At 59.9% G+C, this 16,146-nt stretch carries 13 protein-coding genes; 10 read left to right on the top strand and 3 right to left on the bottom strand.

From position 1 onward, the window contains the following. From G5182_RS13855 to G5182_RS13810, 10 genes are all read left to right on the top strand, one after another. Positions 1-140 (top strand): integrase core domain-containing protein (locus G5182_RS13855; protein ID WP_421172929.1); only part of this gene is annotated, 140 nt, incomplete at its 5' end. Positions 141-516: 376 nt separating this feature from the next. Then, a complete protein-coding gene (pheS, locus tag G5182_RS13850) occupies positions 517-1,500 on the top strand; it encodes a phenylalanine--tRNA ligase subunit alpha (protein ID WP_005336686.1) in 984 nt (327 codons plus the stop codon). Between the two features lie 12 nt (positions 1,501-1,512). Continuing rightward, positions 1,513-3,900, top strand: coding sequence for a phenylalanine--tRNA ligase subunit beta (gene pheT / locus G5182_RS13845; protein ID WP_202004652.1), 2,388 nt, complete (start codon positions 1,513-1,515; stop codon positions 3,898-3,900). 3 nt (positions 3,901-3,903) lie between these two features. Beyond that, positions 3,904-4,200 carry an integration host factor subunit alpha gene (ihfA, locus tag G5182_RS13840; RefSeq protein ID WP_005300715.1) on the top strand — a complete coding sequence of 99 codons (297 nt, stop codon included), beginning with the start codon at positions 3,904-3,906 and terminating at the stop codon, positions 4,198-4,200. 15 nt (positions 4,201-4,215) lie between these two features. Further along, positions 4,216-8,205 carry an ATP-binding protein gene (locus G5182_RS13835; RefSeq protein WP_421254442.1) on the top strand — a complete coding sequence of 1,330 codons (3,990 nt, stop codon included), beginning with the start codon at positions 4,216-4,218 and terminating at the stop codon, positions 8,203-8,205. Further along, positions 8,192-9,436 carry a response regulator gene (locus tag G5182_RS13830; protein WP_227342865.1) on the top strand — a complete coding sequence of 415 codons (1,245 nt, stop codon included), beginning with the start codon at positions 8,192-8,194 and terminating at the stop codon, positions 9,434-9,436. Before G5182_RS13835 ends, G5182_RS13830 begins: the two co-directional genes overlap by 14 nt. Before the next feature lie 3 nt (positions 9,437-9,439). Then, on the top strand, positions 9,440-10,081 hold the full coding sequence (locus G5182_RS13825) for a GNAT family N-acetyltransferase (RefSeq protein ID WP_227342867.1): 642 nt from the start codon (positions 9,440-9,442) through the stop codon (positions 10,079-10,081). Positions 10,082-10,140: 59 nt separating this feature from the next. After that, the gene (cobB, locus tag G5182_RS13820) at positions 10,141-10,914 is read left to right on the top strand and encodes a Sir2 family NAD+-dependent deacetylase (RefSeq protein WP_216978766.1); all 774 of its coding nucleotides are present in this window, start codon (positions 10,141-10,143) and stop codon (positions 10,912-10,914) included. Between the two features lie 91 nt (positions 10,915-11,005). Then, complete coding sequence (locus G5182_RS13815; RefSeq protein ID WP_227342868.1) at positions 11,006-11,482, top strand: hypothetical protein; 477 nt, start codon at positions 11,006-11,008, stop codon at positions 11,480-11,482. Next, complete coding sequence (locus tag G5182_RS13810; RefSeq protein WP_227342870.1) at positions 11,482-13,131, top strand: GGDEF domain-containing protein; 1,650 nt, start codon at positions 11,482-11,484, stop codon at positions 13,129-13,131. Before G5182_RS13815 ends, G5182_RS13810 begins: the two co-directional genes overlap by 1 nt. A gap of 87 nt (positions 13,132-13,218) precedes the next feature. Here the strand turns inward: G5182_RS13810 and G5182_RS13805 are convergent, their stop codons facing one another. The 3 genes from G5182_RS13805 to rbsB all read right to left on the bottom strand — a co-directional run bounded on the left by G5182_RS13805 (position 13,219) and on the right by rbsB (position 16,139). After that, positions 13,219-14,223, bottom strand: a complete 1,005-nt coding sequence (locus tag G5182_RS13805) for a substrate-binding domain-containing protein (RefSeq protein ID WP_227342872.1) — start codon at positions 14,221-14,223, stop codon at positions 13,219-13,221. Further along, positions 14,223-15,155, bottom strand: coding sequence for a ribokinase (gene rbsK, locus G5182_RS13800; RefSeq protein WP_227342874.1), 933 nt, complete (start codon positions 15,153-15,155; stop codon positions 14,223-14,225). The genes G5182_RS13805 and rbsK overlap by 1 nt, the downstream gene beginning before the upstream one ends. A 108-nt stretch (positions 15,156-15,263) precedes the next feature. Then, on the bottom strand, positions 15,264-16,139 hold the full coding sequence (gene rbsB, locus G5182_RS13795; protein ID WP_042061682.1) for a ribose ABC transporter substrate-binding protein RbsB: 876 nt from the start codon (positions 16,137-16,139) through the stop codon (positions 15,264-15,266). Positions 16,140-16,146: the final 7 nt, after the last annotated feature.

The raw sequence follows: 16,146 nt of genomic DNA, 5'->3' as shown, positions 1-16,146 counted from the left end.
GAGAGTTATTGTTGCAAAGCCCGCAGGATTTGACGCAAGCGCGGGAAATGGTGCGTGAAGCGGTGGATATTTACAACATGGAGCGGCCGCATCATGCGTTGAAATACAGAACCCCCGATGCGGTACATAGGGGGTTCTGAGTAGAAAAATGCTAGTTGAAAATGTGTAAACCTATTTCAGGACTAGACATGTCATTCACGGTTTTACATCACGTTTTTCTTTCTCCCGTCCACGTTTTGTCCACTGTTTTACACGCGCTACAGTTTTCTCCATACAAAGTGACATGTGGGAGATCACTAGTTCTATAAATGGATTGTATGCCAACAAACCATGTCTTTATTCTACTATTTAAAGAGTGACGGTAAATCGATGAGACTCGCTTGATATAACAAAATGATTTGTAGGGAGAAAAGCCCACCTTAACTATGGTCAGCGAAGGGGCTTTTTTTGTATTATTCCCCTCTTGACCTTATTTAGCCTAAAGGCTCCTGTATCGGGAGTGGTGACGAGGAAGACATGCAACAGCTTGAAGAAGTAGTCGGCCAAGCCAGAGCCGAAATTGAGGGCGTGAGCGATATCGCGACCCTCGACGAAATCCGGGTCAAATATCTGGGTAAAAAGGGCTTTTTTACCGAGCAGATGAAGGGCCTGGGTGCCTTGTCTGCCGAAGAGCGTCCCGCCGCGGGCGCCGTGATCAACCAGGCCAAACAGCAGGTTCAGGATGCGCTGAACGAGCGTCGTGAAGCGCTCGAAGTTGCTGTGCTGAACCAGAAGCTGGCTGCCGAGACCATCGATGTCAGCCTGCCGGGCCGTCGCATCGAGAATGGCGGTCTGCACCCGGTAACCCGCACCATCGAGCGCATCGAGCGCCTGTTTGGCGAGATGGGCTTCAAGGTTGCCCGTGGTCCCGAGATTGAAGATGGCTTTCACAACTTCGATGCGCTGAATATTCCGGCTCATCACCCGGCGCGTACCGATCACGATACCTTCTACTTCAATCCTGATCTGATGCTGCGTACCCACACCTCCGGTGTGCAGATCCGCACCATGGAGCATCAGCAGCCGCCGATCCGCATCATTGCACCGGGCCGCGTCTATCGTAACGACTACGACATGACCCACACCCCGATGTTCCATCAGGTTGAAGGCCTGCTGGTTGACGAGCATGCCAGCTTTACCGAGCTGAAGGGCATTCTGCACGACTTCCTGCGCAACTACTTCGAGGAAGACCTGACCATTCGCTTCCGTCCTTCCTATTTCCCGTTCACCGAGCCGAGCGCTGAAGTGGACGTAATGGGCAAGAACGGCAAGTGGCTGGAAGTGCTGGGCTGCGGCATGGTTCACCCGAACGTACTGCGTTCGGTCGGCATCGATCCGGAAAAATACTCGGGCTTTGCCTTCGGCATGGGCGTTGAGCGCCTGACCATGCTGCGTTACGGGGTCAACGACCTGCGTGCCTTCTTCGAAAACGACCTGCGCTTCCTCAAGCAGTTCAAGTAAGGGCGAGAGAACATGAAATTCAGTAAATCCTGGGTGATGGAGTGGGTCCGCACCGAGTTGAGTGACAACGCGCTGGCCGAGCAGATCACCATGGCCGGTCTGGAAGTGGACGCCGTGGAAGCGGTGGCTGGCCAGTTCAACAATGTGGTGGTGGGTGAAGTGGTCGAGTGCGCCCAACATCCTGACGCCGACAAGCTGCGGGTGACCAAGGTCAACGTGGGTGAGGCCGAGTTGCTGGACATCGTCTGCGGCGCGCCAAACTGCCGTCAGGGCTTGAAAGTGTGTGTGGCCAAAGTAGGGGCGACCCTGCCGGGTGATTTCACCATCAAGAAAGCCAAACTGCGTGGTCAGCCGTCCCACGGCATGCTCTGCTCTTTCAGTGAGCTGGGTATCGACGTTGAAGCCGATGGCATCATCGAGCTGCCGGCCGATGCCCCCATCGGTACCGATATTCGTGACTACCTCAATCTGAACGACGTCTCCATCGATGTTGATCTGACTCCGAACCGTGCCGATTGTCTCGGTATCGCCGGTCTGGCCCGTGAAATCGGCGTGCTCAACAGCGTCGACGTGGTCGAGCCGACCTGGGCACCAGCTGTTGCCACTATTGATGCAACTTTCCCGATCCGGGTTGAAGCACCAGCTGATTGCCCCCGTTATCTGGGCCGCGTCATCAAGGGGCTGAACTTGCAGGCCCAGAGCCCGCTCTGGATGCAAGAGAAGCTGCGCCGTGGCGGCATTCGCTCCATCGACGCCATCGTCGACATCACCAACTATCTGCTGCTGGAATACGGTCAGCCGATGCACGCCTTCGATCTGGCTACCCTGGAAGGGGAACTGGTGGTACGTCGCGCCCACGCTGACGAGCCGATGACCCTGCTCGACGGCAACGAAGTGAAGCTCAAAGATACCACCCTGGTGATTGCCGATGCCAAAGGTCCTGCCTGCATGGCCGGTATCTTCGGCGGCAACCGCACTGGTGTATCCGAGACCACTACCGACATTTTGCTGGAGTGTGCCTTCTTCGCGCCGCTCTCCATCACAGGCCGTGCCCGTACTTACGGTCTGCACACCGACTCATCCCATCGCTTCGAGCGCGGGGTGGATCCGGAGCTGCAAGCCAAGGTGATGGACCGTGCAACTCGCCTGCTGCTGGATATCTGCGGCGGCGACGCGGGTCCGGTTATCGAGGTCAAATCCGATGCCCATCTGCCGAAAGCGGCACCCATCAAGCTGCGTCGCGCCAAGCTCGACAAGGTAATCGGTATCAGCGTGGCGGATGCTCAGGTGGTCGAGATCCTGACTCGCCTCGGCATGCAGGTGACTGTGGATGCTGACGGTTGGACTGCGTTGGCGCCCTCCTGGCGTTTCGATATCGCCATCGAGGAAGACCTCATCGAGGAAGTGGCTCGCATCTACGGCTACAACAACATTCCGAACCTGAAACCGGCCGCCTCTCTGGCGATGGTTGAGCAGGCAGAAGGGCAGGTGACCTTGAAGCGCGTACGCGACCTGCTGGTTGACCGCGGTTTCCAGGAAGCGATCACCTACAGCTTCGTTGATCCCAAGACCCAGCAAACCCTGTTCCCGCAGAGCGATGCCATCGTACTGCCGAACCCGATCTCGGTCGAAATGTCCGCGATGCGTGTCTCTCTGTTCCCGGGTCTGGTGCAAGCCGTTGTTTACAACCAGAATCGTCAGCAGCCGCGTGTGCGTCTGTTCGAGCAGGGTCTGCGTTTCATCAAGGATGAAAGCGCCGAGAACGGTATCCGTCAGGAGCCGATGCTGGCCGGTATCATCACTGGCAACCAGAGCGACGAACACTGGGACATCAAAACCCGCGCCGCCGACTTCTTTGATTTGAAAGGGGATCTGGAAGCGGTGCTGGATTTGACCGCCGAAGGGGCCACCTTTACCTTCGAGCGCACCGAGCACAGCGCCCTGCACCCGGGCCAGAGCGCAGCCATCCTGCGCAATGGCGAGATCATCGGCCACATCGGCGTGATCCACCCGAGCCTCGAGAAGAAGCTGGGCCTCAAGAGCCGCGCGGTGATGTTTGAGCTGGAGCTGGACAAGCTGACCCCGGCCAAGGTGCCTGTGGCTGCCGAAGTTTCCAAGTTCCCGGCGAACCGTCGCGACATCGCCGTGGTGGTCGATCGTCAGGTTCTGGCAGGTGATGTGCTTGCGGTAATTAAAAAAGTTGGCGGAAATCAGGTAGTTGGAATAAACTTGTTTGACGTATACCAGGGTGCTGGTATGGCAGAGGACAAGAAGAGCCTGGCCATCAGTCTTGTATTGCAAGACACCCAGCGCACCCTGGAGGAGAAAGAGATTGCCGAGACCGTAGACAATGTCGTGCGGGCCCTTGGTGAAGAGTTGAATGCATCCTTGAGGGATTGATCTATGGCGCTTACCAAAGCCGACATTGCAGAGCACCTGTTCACCCAGCTCGGGATGAGCAAGCGTGAAGCCAAAGATATGGTGGAAGCCTTCTTTGAGGAAATCCGACAGGCGCTTGAGCGTGGTGAACAAGTCAAGATTTCAGGCTTCGGTAACTTTGACCTTCGTGAGAAGAATCAGCGTCCCGGACGCAACCCCAAGACGGGCGAGGATATTCCTATCAGCGCCCGCCGTGTGGTGACCTTCCGGCCTGGCCAGAAGCTCAAGGCCAGGGTAGAAAATGTTGAACCCAACGAGTGATAAAAAGCCAGGCAGATGCCTGGCTTTTGTTTTCAGATGACCAAATTCCCCATTTTTCTTCTGGGTGCCGTGCTGGCACTGCCATTGCACGCCAAGCCTTTGCAGACCACAGTGCTGCCGTTGGCACCGGTGACCCAAGCTTATGTAAATTCACTGAGTCAGCTTTCGCTCTGCTATCCTGCGACGCTTCCTCCACCATACCTGATGGCCGAGGGGGGACTGCTCAAGGATCGTCTCGCCCGGTTGCAGGAGCTGTTCCCGATTCCGCTGGTGCTCAAAGAGTTGCCCGATTGGCAGACATTGCGCAATGGGCTCGCAGAGGGTGACTGCGACATCATTCCCTATGTCGGAACCCGCAAGAAGGCCGTGGAGGGCATGCGGTTAAGTCGTCCGATGATGGAGACCGATGCCGCCATCCTCTACAAGGGAGAAAATCTCAAACAGGCCCGCTTTCTGGTCTACTCGCTGGCAGACTCTGCCCGCCTGCTGCACGAGCTCTATCCCCAGGCACGCATTATTTCCCTAAAAAGCGGAGAGAAGGTCTACGACGCGCTGCAGAGTGGCAAGGGTGATGCCTATCTGGGGGACTATCTGCAACTGCGCTATCTGATGCGCGAGTTTCCTGCCGATGGTTTGCGCCTGCGCCGCCTGTTTGGTGAGGATCGGATCATCAGCTATCGCTTGATGATGCGTGATCAGCCTGAGTTGGCCAATCTGGTGGACACCCTGATCCGTCATATGCCCGCCGGTACTATCTATACCGATCTGGCCCGTTATCTCGATCAGGGGTCGCTCTACGTCAACCAACCCCACTTCAGCGATACCGAGCAGGCCTGGTTATCCGGCCGCGGGCGCACCATTCGTCTTGTGGTCAATCCCGAGTTGATGCCCTATAGCGGTGTCAATGATCTGGGGGAGCCGAAAGGGTGGAGCGCGGATGTGCTGCGCTGGGTCACCCAGGAGACCGGCCTGAAATACAAGCTGGTACCTGCAGCCAGCAAGGCGGAGGCCGTAGAAAAGCTGCGCCTTGGTGAGGCGGATATGATGGCCGGTTTGCCGGAATCCCCGGCATTGACGGATCAGTTCATTTTCAGTCGGACGATCTCCACCAATCGGTTTGCCTTGATCAGCAAGCGCAAGCTGGCTGCCGATAGCATCACCCAGCTCAAGCGGCAGCGTATTCTGGTGCCTGAATCCCTCTACGATCCCTCCTTGCTCGCCCTGCTTGGTGATCAGGAGTGGCTTCGCACCGACGGCCTCGAGCAGGGGTTAGCAGCGATCAAGCAAGGCAAGGCTGACGCCATGCTGAGCGAGCTATATCAGCTGCAATATCCCCAGCGTACCAACTTGCTGGAAGGGCTCGATATCGAGGAGCTGGAAGATCGTTTCGGCCTAGGCTTTGCCATCAACAAGAGTCAGACCGAGCTAGCCGGTGTGATGGATCGCAACCTGATGGCGCTGACCAGCACCCAGATCGACGAACTTAACCAGCGCTGGCGCCGCTTGCTCGTCGTGCAGCAACCCGGTGTGAGCTACGCCGCCTGGTTTGGCTCCATTGCCATGGCACTGCTGATCAGCGGCATTGTCATCGGCGGGATCTGGCGTTCCCGCCAGCAACTGGCAAGGGAAGTGGCCCAGCGTCACGCCGCCGAGAAGGCGCTGGCCATCGAGAGCGAGCTGCGGGAAACCATGTTTCAGGCGTTGCCGGTGCCCGTCTATCTGCGCAACAGCCAGGGCAAGGTGATCAAATCCAATAAACAGGGGCGACGTCTGGCCCTGCGCTACTCTCAGCAGTTGATGCTGCCGCCGGTTCAGCCGCAAAAGAGCGAAGGGGAGCTGGTGCTGGGGGATCAGGTCTTCGCCTATGCCCAGCATCCGCTGCGGCTGGACAAGCAAGCACCTGCCACCGATCTCATCGCCCTGTCGGATATCAGTGTGCTGCGTGAGCAGGCCCGTTTTCTACGTCAGGCAGAGCGCCGCCTGCGTGCCCTGACCAATACAGTCCCCGGCGTGGTGCTGCAGTTTATGTTCGAGCGGGGACGGGTAGGGGCCATCGAGTTTATCAGCCGAGGCTGTTACGAGCTGCTGGGGCTGGCGAGCCAGCAGATCCGCCGTGAGCCCAAACGTGTGCTCATTATGCTGGAGCGCGAGGATCGCCGCCGGGTAAGCCGTGAGATGTTCGCCATGTTGCAGGCTGGCAAACCCTTCGCATTCACCCTGCGCTATCACCATCCGACCAAGGGTCTGCGCTGGTTGCAGCTCTATGGCCGTGGCCGCAGTCAACCGCATGGTTGGCGAATTTATGCGGTGATGCAGGATGCCACTGCCCGGGTCGAGCAGGATCAAGCATTGCAGCACTCCCATGAACAGGCGCAGCAGGCGGTGCAGGCCAAGGGCCGTTTCCTGGCGGCGATTAGCCACGAGATCCGTACACCGATGAACGCCATGCTCGGCTTGCTTGAGTGGCTGGCCAGCACCCCTTTGTCGAGAGAACAGGATTCGGCGCTGGCGCGGGTGCGTCAGGCGGGGGATGAGCTGCTCGGCCTGCTCAACGATGTACTCGACTTTAGTCGCAACGAAAACAGCAAACTCTCCCTCTCGCCCCAGCCCACCGATTTCGCCGAGCTGTGCGAGCACGTGGCGGCGGTGCACTGGAGCAAGGCCAGATCCAAACGGCTGCAATTACGATTGCGGCTTGACCCCGCCTTGCCAGCCTTGCTGACTCTCGATCCCCATCGGGTACGGCAAGTGCTCCACAATCTGCTCTCCAATGCCATCAAGTTCAGCCTGCGTGGGGAAGTGGTGCTGTGGGTCGAGGTAGTCGCATCGACCTTGCGCTTCGGGGTCGATGATGAAGGGCCGGGGATCACCGCCAAGATGCGTCCTACTCTCTTTATGCCATTCGAACAGTTTGCTGTTGAAGGGCAGTTGCGGGCGCCGGGCACCGGCCTTGGTCTGGCGATCTGCAAGCAGCTGCTCGAGCAGATGGGCGGGTTGATCGATGTCGAGGGACGCCCGGGCGGTGGTAGCCGCTTCTTCTGCGAGTTGCCGTTGCAACAGGTTCAGCAAGATATCGATTGGCAGCCAAGAGTACGCCAGTTATCCCTCTCACTGCCTCACGATGAGGTTTTGGGGGTCACGCCCTGGTTGTCCAGGCTCGGTATTCATGTTGCCAGTCGTGCGGTTGATCTGCTGCAGGCCGAGAGAGACGAGGATAGTCTGTATCACTGGTCATGGCAGGGGGAGTCCTGGGTGCCGGGCACCATGATCAGCCTGTTCCAGCCACGGATGACATCAGAGCAACCTGTGGGTGAGATGCAGCCCGGGCTTGGTATGCGGGTACTGCTGGTTGAGGATCACGATGTCAACCGGGAGCTGATCTGTATGCAACTGGGGCAACTCGGTGCAAGCGTAGTCAGTGCCGCCAACGGGCAGCTGGCGCTGGAGATGCTGGTGAAGCATCAGGTGGATCTTGTGTTGACAGACCTGCAGATGCCGGTGATGAACGGGGCCGAACTGTGCAGGCAATTGCGCCAATCCGCGCGTTGGGCCCGTCTTCCGGTCTATGTGATCACCGCAGATCTCAGTGAGCAAGCGGCAAGGGAGCTGCAATCCTGCGGTTGCGATGGCCATCTGGACAAGCCGGTCGCCCTCAAGGTGCTGGCGACCTTGCTGCGCCATATTGCCAAAGAGGGGAGCAATGCTGTCGCCCCGACACCGGTTGCCTCGTTGCTGACCGATGAACTGGCCGCCCTTTATCTGAAGGCTACCCGTGATGATTTGGCCGAACTTGAACGCTGCTGCACAGAAGAAGATGAAGTTGGCGTGAATGCTGCTTTACACAAGCTGAAGGGGGCCGCCAGAATGGTAGGAGCCACGGCGCTGGTGACGGTGATTGACGAGTGGCAACAAGCCCCCCATCCAGCTCTCCAGAGCAGTTTGAACCGGGCGTTGGATGAGTTCAGCCAGCATTTCTCGAAAAGGACCCAAGATGATCATTACTGATGAAGAACTGCTGGCGTTGCTCGACTCGGAAGAGCACGAGGCGGCAGATTTTTGCCCTGTCTTGCTGTATGCGCTTGATCGGGCCTCCCATGAGCTGGCAAATAGCACGACACTCCCCTCTTATGTCACTTTGCAGCGCACCCAACCGGACGCCTGCTGGCAGTGGGAAGGGTTGTTTGCGGCCGGTGCCATTGCCCTTTACGATCCTGCCGCTCACCAGCAGGCGGACTATTTCCCCGAGTTGCAGCATCATCAGGGAATTTATGCCATTGGTGAAGATTGGCTGGGAGGACTTGCCGCCAGTTACCGTGACTGGAACAACTGGCTGGCGGCCAAGCGGGTGCTGCTGCTAGAAGATCACCCGTTTCAGGGGATGCAGTTGCAGCAGGCTATCGCCGAACTGGGGCTCTCCTGCCAGTGGGTACAGGATGAAACTGCCTGTCTTGCTGCGTTGGAGGCTGGCGACATCAGTCTGCTGGTGTGTGATCTCAGTCTGGTGGAGCAGGATGCCATCAGCCTGCTGATGAGCCAGCCGCAAATTCAGCGCAGCGGGTTGCCGATCATTCTCTTGTCGGCGCACGAGCAGACATTGATCGACGGTGCCCGCCGTCTGCTGCACGATGCCGGTTTCAATGTGCTGGCTGCACTGGCCAAGCCACTCGATGGCAACGAGCTGCTCAGGTTGCTGCGCGGACTCTATCTGGGGCCTCTGCGTCAGCGTCGGCTGAGTGGCCAACGTCGAACAATTCGTCGTTGGCAGGGGGAAGTGCAGGGTCAGCTTGGGCTGCTCTCCAGTCCCGCGACCCCTCATCCGGTCTGGCTGGCGGTAACGGGTTTACCCAGCCGCTGGGAGGCGCTCAAGGATTGGCTGACGGAGCAGTCGCGCACCCCAGCCGAACTGACTCTGCTGATCCACCGTCGAGACCACCTGCTCGGCAATGCCGATCGCTTCGCACTGGTGCTGCAAGCCAGTCTGGCGGGGAGCAAGCTGGCGCTGCTGCTCGATAACAGCCAGCATCTGCCATTCGATCTGCTGGAGCGTTTGCCGCTGCAAGCCTTGCTGCTGGGGCAGGGGATCTTGCCGGAGATGGAGTCCTTGACCGGTGACTCCCTGCTGGGACGCTTTATGGCCCGGGTTCGGGAGCTGGGGATCGCCGTCTATCTGGATGATCCTTACAACCTGCTCGATGTCGAGGTGTGGCGGGAGCAGGGTATTGCGGGGCGCTGGTAACCCGTGCCCCGTTATCTCTGCTGGCCCATCCATCGGGAGCGTCTCTGCAAGGGGCTGGCAGGCTGGCCCCATCCGGCTTCGCGGTCGGTACTGCCACTGACGATGCAGGTCGCCGACCAACCTTGTCTGCTACGAGAGCTGCAGGGGGTGGATCCTGACCGTATGCTGGCCGCCTATGATGCGCTCAGTGAGGAGAGCATCTACTTGCGTTTTATGCGCCCCAAACGGAGGCCACCGCCGGAGCAGGTGGCCCAGTTTCTCAATTACCATCGCGAACACCAGATCTCGCTGTTGCTGACCGATCTTGCCGGTGAGCCGCTGGCTCAGGCTCAGTCCATCCGGCGTCGACTCCATCCGGAGCGTGCCGAATTTTCCTGCATCGTGGCAGATCATTTCCAGCACAAGGGGGCGGGACGGCGCATTCTGCTGGCGCTGGCACTGCTGGCCCGAGCTGAGGGGATCTGTGAGTGGACCGCGGAGGTGCTGGCCCAGAATCGTCCCATGCTCACTTTGCTCAAGCGCCTTGGTCTGCCGCTGACCCTGGTAACCGGGCGGGAGATGGTTTTTGTCAGGCTCGATCTGACCGTGCTGGATGAGTGGTTGCCCGCACAGCCACGCCAAGCTTTTAAGACCAAGGGCGAATAGTGGCGCTTTTTTCCCTGTGCTAAGGTCACACTATTATGCGGGGATAGACGGAGCAGCTTATGGCGCAGTCATACAAACATATCGTGATCCTGACCGGAGCGGGGATCTCTGCCGAATCCGGCATCAAGACTTTTCGTGCCTGCGACGGTTTGTGGGAAGAGCACAAGGTCGAGGACGTGGCGACCCCCGAGGGTTATGCCCGTGATCCCGATCTGGTGCTGCGCTTTTACAACTCCCGCCGCAAACAGCTGCAACAGCCCCAGGTTCATCCCAATCCGGCCCACTATGCGCTGGCCCGTCTCGAGCGGCTTTTGCCCGGCACGGTCACCCTGGTCACCCAGAACATCGACAATCTGCACGAGAGCGCGGGTAGCAAGAACCTTATCCATATGCACGGGGAGCTGCTCAAGGCCCGCTGCCCAGAGTCCGGTCAGGTGATCGAGTGGCGCGGGGATCTCCATCAGGACGAGCTCTGCTCCTGCTGCCAGTTCCCTCAGCCGATGCGCCCCCATGTGGTCTGGTTTGGCGAAATGCCGCTCGGGCTGGATCGCATCTACAGTGCGCTGGCCCAGTGCGATCTCTTTATCTCCATCGGCACCTCTGGCGCTGTCTATCCGGCGGCCGGGTTTGTCCATGAGGCGGGCCTCAACGGGGCGCACACCATCGAGCTCAATCTCGAGCCGAGCGAGGTAGGTAGCCAGTTTGACGAAAAACGCTATGGGCCGGCCTCCTTGCTGGTGCCCGCCTATGTCGATGAGTTGCTGGAGGCGTGCGGCATTCATCAACCGAGGCAAGTCGAGGGGCACAACTGGATGGAGATGCGCGGTCCCTGAGCTACTGTGCGACGGGACAGTTGCAATGGTTCGGTGAAATCGCCACACTGGCAACCATTTAAAAAATGGGACGCAGTTGGCGCAAATTACCATGACCGCAGTCAAGCAATGGATCGCTTTTTTTCTCCTGATGCTGGCCAGTGCCAGCGCATCGGCCTCCATCCCCCTGATGACTCTGGTACTGCCAGATGGCCAGCAGGTGACCCTCGATGATGCGGCCATCTCTGCCTTGCCACAGACCGAATTCACCACGACTACCCCCTGGACTCAGGGCACCCACCACTATCGCGGGCCGACCTTGTCAGCCGTGCTGGCGGCGCAAGGGATCCCGGATGCTCGCAAGATCGCCATTTCGGCCCTCAACGGCTATCAGCAGGTGGTGGATCTGGCCCTGTTCGACGGCGTGCCGCTGACATTGGTGCGTCAGGAGGACGGCAAACCGCTGACCCGGCGCAACAAGGGGCCGCTCTGGCTGCTCATCCCGTTCACCACCTATCCCAAGCTGGACGTCCCTGCCATTCACAACTGCATGGTGTGGCAGGTGACCCGCATCGAGATCGTCGATTGATGGGGCTATCCCGCCAAAATCTGCTGTTGGTTGCGGTGTCGCTGCTGTTTCTGCTCTCGTCCGGCAGCAGCCTCTATCTGCAGTATCGGCAGGAGCAGCTGGTCGATACCTTCTACCGCAATGTCCACTGGAACATCAGCCAGGTGATGCTCGAATCCCAGCGTTTCCTCTACGATCTGCAGCTCTATCGGGCTGGCAGACTGTCGATGGAGACCCTGAGCCTCGATTACGATCTGCTGTGGAACCGGCTCGACATCTTCCTCATCAGCAGTGAAACCGCCGAGATGCGCCAGCGGCACGGGCTCGGCAAGGTGCTGGCTACCCTGTTCGAGCAGATCAAGCAGCTCGAACCCCAGATGGAGGCCGGTGCGCTGCGCGAGGGGGTTGAGCTTGCCCGCTTGCAGGAGGCGATCGCCAGCCAGACCCGTCTCATCGAACAGATAGGGGATCAGATCCTCTCCGGCCAGGAGCGGGAGCATTCGGTCAGCCAGATCCGCAACAGCCTGTTCTGGCTGCAGATCTGGCAACTGATCCTGTTGCTGACCGGTGGCGCTCTGGTCGCAGCCCTCATTCGCGCCAATCTGGCGAACCGTCGGCTTGCCCTGCTCGATCCCCTGACCCAGCTTGGCAACCGCCGTGCCCTGCAGGAGCAGCTCTCTCGCGCTCTGCATGCTGATGATGTGAGCGCTTTGGTGGTGCTCGATCTCAAGCGCTTCAAGCAGGTCAATGATCTGCTGGGTTATCAGGTCGGTGATCGGCTGTTGCAGATGGTGGCCAACAAGCTGCAGCAGGCCCATGGCAGCCACGCTTACCGGCTCGGCGGAGATGAATTTGCCGTGGTGTTGACCAAAGCGGATGATGCGCTGGAAACCGCCATTCATGAGCTGGTGGATCAGCTCCATTTCGAGTTCGTGACCCGGGAGTGCAGCTTCGATCTGGCCTGTCGGCTCGGGGTCGCCAAGGCGCAGCAACAGGATGCCGCCCGGCTGCTGGATCAGGCGATCCTGGCCCTTAACCAGGCCAAGCGTAGCCAGGAGGGGGCGATCAGCTGGTTTGAGCCTGCCATGCTGCAGCAGTTGCAGTTGAGTCAGCAGCAGCTTCATCAGCTGCGAGAGTGGCTGGCGGGGCGCGAGCCTGCACCGCTGCGAGTGGCATTGCAGGCGCTGACGGACGGACAGGGCAACGAGATATGGCAATTGGCGCTTGAATGGGGTGAGCAGGGAGTGCCCTGCCACATGCGCTGGCTGCAGGAGTGCGGCGTGCTGGGGCCCGTGTTGGCCCGTGTGCTGCAAGCGCACGAGGCGCAGTATGCCGATGGTCGGGCACTGCTGGTCCCGCTCGACAACCAGGCCCAGCTGACCCATTTACTGGCCTATCTGCCGGAGGCTTCCCGTACGCCGCTGGTGTTGCTGGTGCCGATGCTGCAGCAGGATGGTGCCTTGCTGGCGGGATTGCGGCAACAGGGTTGCACTCTGGCGCTAAGAGAGATTGGTAGTACCACCGCGGCGCAGCTGGCAGCAGGCTGGCCCGTTCGCTACTGGCTGCCGCAGGGTGATGAAGATGGCGAGCTGTTGCAGCCTCTGGCCAGACGATTGGGGCTGGTGCCACTGCAAGTGCTGGCGGCCAGGGAGACCCGGTCGCTGGCCTGAGGGCAAAAAGCGGTATTGCACCGGCAAGAGACAAAATGAAACAAGGCGACCTCGGGGTCGCCTTGTTTCATTTATTGCCCCTGAGCGTCAGGTGCGAGGGGCGCAGGATTGCCTGATCACTAAATCCGGGTCAACCGTGATCAGGTGGTCTGCAACCGTCTCACCGTTGATGCGGGCCAGCAGGCGGGTGACGGCGAGGCGTCCCAGCTCCTCTTTGGGCTGGTTGACGGTGGTGAGCGGCGGCGACATAAATTCAGCCAGCGCCACATTGTCATAGCCGACGATGGAGATATCCCGCGGGATCACCAGACCCGCCTGATGAGCGGCACTGATGGCCCCCATTGCCATCATGTCGTTGCAGACAAAGAGGGCGGTGGGCCGCTCGGGCAATGCCAGCAGACGGGTCATCGCCTGATGGCCGCTGGCGCAGTCAAAGTCCCCCTCCTGAATCCAGTTGGGATTGACAGTGAGCCCGGCCTCCTGCAACGCCTGCTCAAAGCCAGCTTGGCGCTGGTTGGCGGGGGCGCGGCTGTGGGGCCCTGTGATGCAACCGATGGCGGTGTGGCCGAGCTCAATCAGGTGGCGGGTTGCGAGATAACCGCCATGGAAGGAGTTGTCGGCGATAAGATCCACATCTTCGCTGACCAGCCCCCAATCCATCACCACCACCGGCAGGCTCTTGAGCCAGTCGAGCTGGTTGAACACCTCTTGCTGTCCTTCGCTACACATGATGAGCAGGCCATCGACCCGCTTGCGCAGCATCATCTTGAGGTAGGAGAGGGCCGTCTCGGCTTGCCCCTCGGTGTTGCCCAGCATCAGGTTGTAACCCTGCTCGAAGCAGTAACGCTCCACTCCGCGCACCACCTCGGCAAAGAAGGGGTTGCTGGAGGTGGTGACCAGCATGCCGATACTGTTGGTCTCCTTAACCTTGAGGCTGCGGGCCACCAGACTCGGGGCATAGTTGAGATCGCGCATGGCGCTGAAGACCCGCTCGCGGGTCTCCTTGGCGACGAAGCGGGTCTCGTTGATGACGTGGGAGACGGTGGTGGTCGACACCCCCGCCAGCGCCGCCACCTCCTTGATATTGGCCATCAGTGCCCCTGCGCAGTCTGCTCAAGCAGGAAGGTGTCGACCTCCTGCTTGCTCGGGATGGAACTCTGGGCACCGAACCGGGTGACGGAGAGCGCCGCCGCCCCGTGGGCAAAGCGCACCGCGCTGTGGAAATCGGCACCCGCCAGTTCCGCCGCCAGCAGGGCACCGTTGAAAGTATCGCCCGCGGCAGTGGTATCCACCGCCTTGACCCGAAAGCCCGGGATCAGCTGTTGCTGCTGGGCGTTGCTGCAATAGACCCCTTGTGCGCCCAGGGTGATCATCACATCCGCAATGCCCATCTGGTGGAAGCGGGCGGCCGCCTCGCGGGCACTCGTTTCGTCGGTGACTTTGACGCCGGTCAACAGCTCGGCTTCGGTCTGGTTGGGGGTGATAAGATCCACCAGCGCCAGCAGTTCGCTTGAGAGCGGGCGGGCGGGGGCGGGGTTGAGCACCACCCGGGTGCCGTGGGCGCGAGCCAGCCGTGCAGCCTCATGGACGCTCTCGAGCGGTACTTCCAGTTGCAACAGCAGGGTGTGGGCGTCGGCAATCATGGCTTCGTGGTTTTTCACCACAGCCGGAGTGATGGCCCCGTTGGCTTCGGCAGAGATACCGATGCTGTTCTCCCCCTCATCGCTCACATAGATGATGGCGATACCGGTCGGGAGCTTGGGATCGAGTTCGACGGCGCTGACGTCGATGCCGTCTTTGGCAAAGCCGGCTTTCATCTGGTGGCCGATGGCGTCATCACCGATGCGGGCGATAAAGGAGACGGGGGCGCCGAGGCGGGCAGCTGCGACTGCCTGATTGGCCCCCTTGCCACCCGGGACTACCTGATAGCTGTGGCCGGTCAGGGTTTCACCCGGGCGAGGAAAGTGGGGAACGCGCAGCACATGGTCTGCATTGACACTGCCCAGAACGACGAGACGATTCATGTTGACTACTCCTGATGCATCTTGGCTTGAACACTGTGATGGAGTGAGCCCAAGCCGGGAGGCACCTGAACGAGAGGGAAAAGGGGAGGCGAACCTCCCCTCGAGCACTTACTTGCTGACCACTTGCAGCGGTACCGGAATGGATTTCTCCACCGGCTGACCTTTCAGCACCTTGTCGGCAGTCTCGACGCCAATGGCACCGATCAGCGCGGGCTGCTGAGCCACAGTGGCGGCCAGTTTACCCTTGGCTACGGCGGCTTTGCCATCGTCAGTGCCATCGAAGCCGACGATCATCACCTCTTTACCGGCAGCCTGCACCGCGCGGATGGCACCCAGCGCCATCTCGTCGTTCTGGGCGAACACAGCTTGAACGGTCGGGTGGGCCGCCAGCAGGTTTTCCATGACGTTCAGACCCTTGGTGCGGTCAAAGTCGGCGGGCTGGGAAGCCAGTACCTGCAGCTTGTTGGCCGCCACGGCCAGGGCAAAGCCTTCACCACGGTCGCGGGCGGCGGAGGTACCGGCAATCCCTTCCAGTTGGATCACCTTGGCACCGGTACCCAGTTTCTCGGTGATAAAGTCACCGGCCAGCTTGCCGCCCGCCACGTTGTCGGAGGCAATGTGGGCCTTGACCTCACCCTGTGCGGCGCCGCGGTCCAGAGTCAGTACCGGGATGTTGGCGCGGTTGGCCAGACGGATGGCGTTGCCGACCGCTTCGGAGTCGGTGGGGTTGATCAGGATGGCGCCGACCTTGCGTACGGTGAGATCTTCCATGTTGGAGAGCTCTTTAGCCGGGTCATTCTGGGAGTCCAGTACCACCAGCTCGTAGCCAAGCTCTTTGGCTTTGGCTTCGGCACCCTCTTTCATGGTGACGAAGAAGGGGTTATTGAGGGTGGAGACCACCATGGCCAGGGTTTGATCGGCGGCCTGGGCTGTGCCCAGCACGGACATGATGGCGGCAGCGAGCAGGGTATTGAGCTTTTTCATCATTTCA

This window comes from Aeromonas sp. 600948 (assembly GCF_049174875.1).
Classification (GTDB): Bacteria; Pseudomonadota; Gammaproteobacteria; order Enterobacterales; family Aeromonadaceae; genus Aeromonas; species Aeromonas veronii_A.
This window is presented reverse-complemented; position numbering and strand designations above follow the sequence as displayed.